The organism is Pseudomonas sp. (assembly GCF_030696055.1).
Taxonomy (GTDB): Bacteria; Pseudomonadota; Gammaproteobacteria; order Pseudomonadales; family Pseudomonadaceae; genus Aquipseudomonas.
This window is the reverse complement of sequence record NZ_JAUYNP010000015.1, coordinates 1-7,501: the sequence shown is the minus strand read 5'-3', so window position 1 is coordinate 7,501 and position 7,501 is coordinate 1. Positions and strand designations below refer to the sequence as shown.

The 7,501-nt window shown below is 62.6% G+C and carries 8 protein-coding genes; 3 read left to right on the top strand and 5 right to left on the bottom strand.

The window, feature by feature from the left end; translation table 11 throughout:
• From gpmI to Q8Q83_RS00935, 3 genes are all read left to right on the top strand, one after another.
• On the top strand, positions 1-631 hold a 631-nt coding region (gene gpmI, locus Q8Q83_RS00945), incomplete at its 5' end, for a 2,3-bisphosphoglycerate-independent phosphoglycerate mutase (protein WP_305620326.1).
• A 362-nt stretch (positions 632-993) separates the two neighbouring features.
• The gene (locus Q8Q83_RS00940; protein WP_305620324.1) at positions 994-2,238 is read left to right on the top strand and encodes a murein hydrolase activator EnvC; all 1,245 of its coding nucleotides are present in this window, start codon (positions 994-996) and stop codon (positions 2,236-2,238) included.
• A 39-nt stretch (positions 2,239-2,277) separates the two neighbouring features.
• Positions 2,278-3,582: a S41 family peptidase gene (locus tag Q8Q83_RS00935; protein WP_305620322.1), complete on the top strand. Its 1,305-nt coding sequence runs from the start codon at positions 2,278-2,280 to the stop codon at positions 3,580-3,582.
• Positions 3,583-3,653: 71 nt separating this feature from the next.
• On the opposite strand, the gene Q8Q83_RS00930 is transcribed toward Q8Q83_RS00935, so the two are convergent.
• From Q8Q83_RS00930 to Q8Q83_RS00910, 5 genes are all read right to left on the bottom strand, one after another.
• A complete protein-coding gene (locus Q8Q83_RS00930; protein ID WP_305620320.1) occupies positions 3,654-4,409 on the bottom strand; it encodes an ABC transporter substrate-binding protein in 756 nt (251 codons plus the stop codon).
• A gap of 138 nt (positions 4,410-4,547) precedes the next feature.
• Positions 4,548-5,303, bottom strand: coding sequence for an ABC transporter substrate-binding protein (locus tag Q8Q83_RS00925; RefSeq protein ID WP_305620319.1), 756 nt, complete (start codon positions 5,301-5,303; stop codon positions 4,548-4,550).
• A 256-nt stretch (positions 5,304-5,559) separates the two neighbouring features.
• Positions 5,560-6,330, bottom strand: a complete 771-nt coding sequence (gene hisF, locus Q8Q83_RS00920; RefSeq protein ID WP_305620317.1) for an imidazole glycerol phosphate synthase subunit HisF — start codon at positions 6,328-6,330, stop codon at positions 5,560-5,562.
• Positions 6,331-6,424: 94 nt separating this feature from the next.
• Positions 6,425-7,174 (bottom strand): 1-(5-phosphoribosyl)-5-[(5-phosphoribosylamino)methylideneamino]imidazole-4-carboxamide isomerase, encoded by a 750-nt coding sequence (gene hisA, locus Q8Q83_RS00915; protein ID WP_305620315.1) that lies wholly within the window; start codon positions 7,172-7,174, stop codon positions 6,425-6,427.
• 36 nt (positions 7,175-7,210) lie between these two features.
• A complete protein-coding gene (locus Q8Q83_RS00910) occupies positions 7,211-7,471 on the bottom strand; it encodes a DUF2164 domain-containing protein (protein WP_305620313.1) in 261 nt (86 codons plus the stop codon).
• Positions 7,472-7,501 lie beyond the last annotated feature (30 nt).

The following is a 7,501-nucleotide window of genomic DNA, read 5'->3' as shown; positions in this document are numbered from 1 at the left end:
GTCAGCTTTCGCGCCGGGCAGCCTGGAAAACGTGCTGGGTGATTACCTCGCCAAAAACGGCAAGACCCAACTGCGCATTGCCGAAACCGAGAAATACGCTCACGTCACCTTCTTCTTCTCCGGCGGCCGTGAAGAACCCTTTGCCGGCGAAGAGCGCATCCTGATCCCCTCGCCGAACGTCGCCACCTATGACCTGCAGCCGCAGATGAGCGCACCGGAAGTCACCGACAAGATCGTCGACGCCATCGAAAACCAGCGTTATGACGTGATCATCGTCAACTACGCCAACGGCGATATGGTCGGCCATACCGGGGTGTTCGCCGCGGCGGTCAAGGCCGTGGAATGCCTGGACAGCTGCGTCGGCCGCATAGTCACGGCCCTGGACAAGGTCGGTGGCGAGGCGCTGATCACCGCCGACCACGGCAACGTCGAGCAGATGGCCGATGACAGCACCGGCCAGGCGCACACCGCGCACACCTGCGAGCCGGTGCCCTTTATCTATGTCGGCCAGCGCCACGCGCGTATCCGCGACGGCGGCGTGCTGGCCGACGTGGCGCCGACCCTGCTGACCCTGTTGGGCCTGCCTATCCCTGCGGAGATGACCGGCACCAGTATTATCGAGCTGAGCTGAAGCTGCGTAGGTTGGGCTGGGCTGAGCTCCGCGAAGCCCAACAACCCAGCCTCCTGGACCACATCCAGAACCGCCGCTGCAGCCGAAGGATCTCCCTGGATTGCATCCAGGCTACGGACTGCGGCGCGCCGACAAGCCCGCCTGGCAGCTGATGACTTGCAGCTTGCTGCTGTTTTTTTATGCTCAGCACATCCATGTGCTTCACCCCTTCGGGGCTTACGCGCAAAAACGCTCCTGGCGTTTTTGTGGCCTGCCATTCATGGCGGCCACCCTACGGGCCGTCACTGCATGACGTTAACAATGGCTCCCAGCCATTTTTTAGGCATACTAGGCGCGTCCTTGTTCCAGGTGCTGCCCGCCCCATGTTTCGCGCCCTCGCCCTGATTTTCCTGACCCTGCTGCTCGCGCCGGCCTTGGCCGACGAGAAGGCCGATGCCCAGCAACAGCTGGAGGCCGCCCGTGCCGATGTCGCCGAGCTGAAAAAGCTGCTGGACAAGCTGCAGCAGGAAAAGTCCGGCGTGCAGAAAGAGCTGAAACAGACCGAAAGCGCAATGGGTCAGCTGGAGAAGCAGGTCAAGGGCCTGCAGAACGACCTGAAGCAGAGCGAAGAGGAAATCCAGCGCCTCGATACCGAGAAAAAAAAACTCGAGGGCGCCCGTCTTGAGCAACAGCGGCTGATCGGCATCCAGGCCCGCGCCGCCTACCAGAGCGGCCGCCAGGAATACGTCAAGCTGCTGCTGAACCAGCAGAACCCGGAAAAATTCTCGCGCACCCTGACCTATTACGACTACCTCAGCGAAGCGCGCATGGAGCAGCTGGCCACCTTCAACGAGACCCTGCGCCAACTGGCCAATATCGAGCTGGATATCGCCAACCAGCAAGCCCAGTTGCTCGAGCAAAAAAGCGCGCTGGACGGCCGCCGCGAGCAACTCGCCGAGGTACGCAAGGAACGCCAGCTGGCCCTGGCCACGCTGAGCAAGGAATTTTCCGCCCGCGACAAGAAGCTCAAGGCGCGCCAGCAAGAACAGGCGCAATTCACCCGCGTACTGCAAACCATCGAAGAAACCCTGGCGCGCCAGGCCCGTGAAGCCGAAGCCGCACGCCAGCGTGCCCTGCTGGCCGAGCGCGAACAGCCGCACAGCGCCGGCACGCCAGCCGCCAGCAGCGGCCCCCTGGTCAGTTCCGGCGCCAGCGTCGGCGGGCCCTTCGGCAAGGCCCGCGGCAAGTTGCCCTGGCCGGTCGACGGGCGCCTGGTGGCACGCTATGGCACCCCCCGCGGTGGCGATGCACGGACCAAATGGGATGGTGTACTGATAGGCGCCTCGGCGGGCAGCCAAGTGCGCGCCGTGCATGGCGGCCGGGTGGTGTTCGCCGACTGGTTGCGCGGCTCCGGGCTGCTGGTGATTCTCGATCACGGCAATGGCTATCTGAGCCTGTATGGGCACAATCAAAGCTTGCTGAAAGACGCTGGCGCAGTGGTCAAGGCCGGCGAGCCCATCGCCACGGTCGGCAACAGCGGCGGGCAAGATAGCCCCGCGCTGTATTTCGCAATTCGCCAGCAGGGTCGCCCCAGCGATCCCGCTCAATGGTGCCGCGCGCAGGGATAAGCGTTGCGTTTACCGATTTAGGACAGGAGTAAGTTCGACATGCCGCATCTGTTCCGCCTCACCGCTCTCGCACTGGCCCTCGGCTTGCTGGGCAGCGCTTCGTTGACGCTGGCCGCACCCACCCCCAGCCCAGCCACCGCCAATGACAGCGCGCCACTGCCGCTGGATGACCTGCGCACCTTCGCCGAAGTGCTGGACCGCATCAAGTCGGCCTATGTCGAGCCGGTGAGCGACAAGACCCTGCTGGAAAATGCCATCAAGGGCATGCTCAGCAACCTCGACCCGCACTCGGCCTACCTGGATCCGGAAGCCTTCCGCGACCTGCAGGAAAGCACCAGCGGCGAGTTTGGCGGCCTGGGCATCGAGATCGGCACCGAAGACGGTTTTATCAAGGTGGTCTCGCCGATCGACGACACCCCGGCGTCAGCCGCCGGCATCCAGCCCGGCGACCTGATCGTCAAGATCGACGGCAAGCCGACCAAGGGCCTGTCGCTGGTGGAAGCCGTCGACCTGATGCGCGGCAAGGCCGGCAGCAAGATCACCCTCAGCCTGGTGCGCGAAGGCGGCAAACCCTTCGACGTGGAACTGACCCGCGCGGTGATCAAGGTCAGAAGCGTGAAGAGCCAGCTGCTCGACGATGGCTATGGCTACCTGCGCATCACCCAGTTCCAGGTCAACAGCGGCGAAGAAGTCGGCAAGGCCCTGGCCAAGCTGCGCAAGGACAACGGCAAGAAACTCCGCGGCCTGGTGCTGGACCTGCGCAACAATCCGGGTGGCGTGCTGCAGGCCGCGGTGGAAGTGTCCGACCATTTCCTCAAGAGTGGCTTGATCGTCTACACCGAAGGGCGCATCGCCAACTCCGAGCTGCGCTTCTCCGCCGACCCGGCCGACGCCAGCGAAGGCGTACCCCTGGTGGTGCTGATCAACGGCGGCAGCGCCTCGGCGTCGGAAATCGTCGCCGGCGCCCTGCAGGATCACAAGCGCGCGGTGCTGATGGGCACCGACAGCTTCGGCAAGGGCTCGGTGCAAACCGTGCTGCCGCTGAACAACGACCGCGCCCTGAAGCTCACCACCGCCCTCTACTACACCCCCAACGGCCGCTCCATCCAGGCCCAGGGCATAGTGCCGGACATCGAAGTCGAGCGCGCCAAACTGACCCGCGAGCAAGATGAGAGCGGCATCAAGGAAGCCGACCTGCAAGGCCATCTGGGCAACGGCAATGGTGGCGCGGACAAACCGACCAAGGAAAAAATCAACGCCGCGGCACGCCCACAGGACGATGACTATCAACTGAGCCAGGCGCTTAACCTGCTCAAGGGGCTGAACGTCACCCGCGGCGATTAAGCCAGAAGCACCTACGAAAAAGCCCGGCCCTGATCACTCAGGGCCGGGCTTTTTTATATGCCGCCTAACAACTACAGGTAGTTGCTGGTCATTTCATCGATAAAGCCTTCGGCGCGCAGCTCATCCAAGGCCTTTTGCAGGCGCTCGACCACCTCATCCGGGGTGTCCTTGTTCAGCGCCAGGTACAGCTCGGCCTCGTTGAAACGCAGCACCGTGGTCAGGCCACTGACGCCGTCCTGCTTGGCCAGGTAACGCCCCACTGGGTCGGTGGTGGCCCACAAGTCGATCTTGCCGCTGAGCAGCTTCTTGATGTTTTCCTGGTCACGCAGGGCGTTGACTGGCTTGAGGCCTTGGCTTTCCAGGTGCTGGCTGACCGCATCGTTCTTGTACGCGCCGATCTGGTACTGCCCCGCCTCTTTCAGGCTGGCCACATTGAGGCTCTTACCAGGGGCGGCAAGCAGCACCCAGCTGGTTTTCGCCAGCGGCCCTACCCATTTGAACAGCGGCTGGCGCTCGGCGGTAAAGGTGGTGGAAAACAGGCCATAACTGGGCTTGTCCAGAGTCAGGCGATACAGGCGATCCCAGGGAAAGCGCAGGCTCAGGCTGTAGTTGATCTCGGCGCGCTTGAACATCGCGCGCACCACTTCGGTGCTGATGCCGTCGATGCCGTCATCACGGGCGAAGTTCTTGTCATCCACCGCCATATTGAAGGGTGGAAAGTTCTCCGTCAGCAACACCACCTTATAGTCGGCAGGCAGTTCGGCATGGGCGGCACAGGCAGCCAGGATAAGCCCGCCCAGCAGGCTGTTTTTCAGGGTTTTCAGCATAGGTCTTCCCGCTCGCATGAATGGTTATTATGGCTAGCGGCATCCCTGCTCGGGCTTGTGACCCGGCGACGTATGAGGCTTGGCGTCAACCCTCCCTGGCCGCGCAGCCGCTTGTGGCCGCTGCGCTGGTTCTGCGTGTTACAGGTAATTGTTCAAGATGTCGTCAACCAGGCCTTCGCTGCGCATCTTGTCCAATGCCGACTGCAACTTCTGCACCACTTCATCCGGCACCTCCTTGTTGAGGGCCAGATAGAGTTGCGCACTGTCGAAACGCAGGATGGTCTTCAAGCCGGTGATGCCTTCCTGCTTGGCCAGGTAGCGCCCGGCCGGATCGCCGCTGGCCCACAGGTCGATCTGCCCGGCCATCAGCTTCTTGGCGTTTTCCTGGTCGCGCAAGGCGGTGATCGGCTGCAGCCCTTTCTCCACCAGGTACTCGGCGATGGCGTCGCCCTTGTAGGCGCCAACCTTGTATTGCTTGGCTTCTTCCAGGCTGCTCAGGCTGATCGGGCTATCGCTCTTGCCCAGCAGCACCCAGTCATCCGGGCCTATGGGGCCAACCCATTTGAACAGCGCTTCGCGCTCGGGCAGACGCGCGGTGACGAAGACGCCATAACCTGGCTTTTCCAGGGCCAGCTTGTAGATGCGGTCCCAGGGGAAGCGCAGGGTCATGTTGTATTGAATACCGGCGCGCTTGAACATTTCGCGAATGATATCCACGGCTATGCCATCGATATTGTCTTCCTGGGCGAAGTTCTTGCCGTTAATCGACATATTGTAGGGCGGGAAGTTTTCCGTCAGCAGCACCATCCGGTAGTTGGCGGGTACTTCGGCCTGGGCGCTGCCAGCCAGCAGCCAACCCGCGCCCAACAAGGCAATCAGCAAACGTTTGAACATAAGAGCTCTCTTTTTGTGATGGTCGTAGCAAACCGCAGCATAACCAGCAACACCAGGCAGGCCTAGGCTTTGCCAAGCAAAAGCGACCGGCTGGTCGCTTTTGGAACATAGAGTCCATCCCGTCGACCGCAGTCCCGCGACACAGAAGAAGTCGTCGAATGCCCAAGCGCAGGGCAGGCTGCTGCGCCGCGCACTCTACCCAAGTGCGCGGCCGGCTGCTGTCGACTCGTGCTCAGGCTGGCCGGGCGGACGCTGCTTAGCGTACGACTATGCCGCGGCTGGCCAGGTAAGCCTTGGCTTCCGGCACCGTGTATTCGCCGAAGTGGAAGATGCTGGCGGCCAGCACGGCAGCCGCCTTGCCTTCGATGATGCCGTCGGCCAGGTGCTGCAGGTTGCCGACGCCGCCGGAAGCGATCACCGGAATGCCGACCATCTCGCTGATGGCGCGGGTCACGCCGAGGTCATAGCCGCTCTTCACCCCGTCCTGATCCATGCTGGTGAGGAGGATCTCGCCGGCGCCGAAGTCCTCCATCTTCTTCGCCCAGAGCACGGCGTCCAGGCCGGTCGGCTTGCGCCCGCCGTGGGTGAAGATTTCCCAGCGCGGCGTCTCGCCGGGTTTGGAAACCTTCTTCGCATCGATGGCCACCACTATGCACTGCGAGCCGAAGCGCGCCGCGGCCTCGCCGACGAACTCCGGGGTGAACACCGCGGCGGTGTTGATCGACACCTTGTCGGCACCGGCATTCAGCAGATTGCGGATGTCCTGCACGGTGCGCACGCCGCCGCCCACGGTCAGCGGGATAAACACCTGGCTGGCCATGCGTTCCACCGTGTGCAGGGTGGTGTCGCGGCCGTCACTGCTGGCGGTGATATCGAGAAAGGTAATCTCGTCGGCGCCCTGCTCGTCGTAGCGCCGAGCGATCTCCACCGGGTCACCGGCGTCGCGGATATTCTCGAACTTGACGCCCTTGACCACGCGGCCGTTGTCCACGTCGAGGCAGGGGATAATGCGTTTTGCCAGTGCCATAGGGTTAATCTCCGATTAACAGTTGCAAGCTTCAAGCGACAAGCTGCAAGTTAGGAGCGGATCGCGGTCGCGCTTCTAACTTACAGCTTACAGCTTACGGCTTGGAGCTGGCCGCGTAGCTATCACAGAACGCCTGCGCCTCGGCCACATCCAGGGTGCCTTCGTAGATCGCCCGGCCGGTGATGGCGCCGATAATGCCCGGCGCCTTGGCGTCCAGCAGGGCCTGGATATCGCCCAAATTGTGGATGCCGCCGGAGGCGATCACCGGAATCTTGGTCGCCGCCGCCAGGGCGGCGGTGAAGGGCACGTTGCAGCCCTGCATCATGCCGTCTTTGGCGATGTCGGTATAAACGATGGCGGATACGCCGTCCGCTTCGAAGCGCTTGGCCAGGTCGATCACCTGCACGGTGCTGACTTCAGCCCAGCCGTCGGTGGCGACGAAACCGTCCTTGGCATCCAGGCCGACAATCACCTTGCCCGGGAAGGCCTTGCACGCCTCGGCGACGAACTCCGGCTGCTTGACCGCCTTGGTGCCGATGATCACGTAGCTGACGCCGGCCTTGACGTAATGCTCGATGGTTTCCAGGGAGCGGATACCGCCGCCGATCTGGATCGGCAGATTGGGATAGCGCCGGGCTATGGCGGTAACCACTTCGCCATTGACCGGCTGGCCCTCGAAGGCGCCGTTGAGGTCGACCAGGTGCAGACGACGGCAGCCACCTTCCACCCATTTGGCGGCCATGCTCACCGGGTCAGCGGAGAACACGGTTGCATCGTCCATGCGGCCCTGGCGCAGACGCACGCAGGCGCCGTCCTTCAGATCGATAGCGGGGATAATCAGCATCGGTTGAACCTGCTCAAGTCTTGGAATTCGGGAGGGTCAGCTCTTCTCGAGCGCCCAGAGGTCGCTTTCGATGCTCTCAAACCGCTCTTTCAGGTGAGTCTGCACATCGAAAATCGCCCGGTTGTAATAGTGCGGCGCCACTTCGCGGCTAAACAGCTCAAGAATTTCCGCCGCCTCGAACGAGCCCAGCGCCAACTCGAAGCGCTCTGCCATAAAGCGCTTGATGGTGCTGGTCGCCTCGCGTTCCTGTTCTGCCGTCAGGCTGAGAATGGGCGGCTTGTTCTTGGCTTTGCTCATTTACCAGCGACCATCCCAGGCGGCGAAGTT